Raw genomic sequence first — 251 nt, forward strand, 5'->3', positions numbered from 1 at the left:
AAATGTCTATTTAATAATCCTAAGAATGCTTTTCCATGTCTAGCTTCATCTTTACACATTTCATGAACTGTATCATGTATAGCATCTAATCCTAATTCTTTAGCTCTTTTAGCTAATTTTAATTTTCCATCAGTTGCTCCGTATTCAGCTTCTACTCTTGCTTTTAAGTTAGCTTGTGTATCTGCTACTACTACTTCTCCTAATAACTCTGCAAATTTAGCTGCATGTTCTGCTTCTTCAAATGCTATTCT

General features: G+C 32.7%; 1 pseudogene. It reads right to left on the reverse strand.

The annotated features are described in order from the left end of the window. Positions 1-251 (reverse strand): annotated as a pseudogene (locus tag RWY47_RS05105) (NADH peroxidase); the annotation flags it as partial.

The organism is Paraclostridium sp. MRS3W1, assembly GCF_032465715.1.
Taxonomy (GTDB): domain Bacteria; phylum Bacillota; class Clostridia; order Peptostreptococcales; family Peptostreptococcaceae; genus Paraclostridium; species Paraclostridium dentum.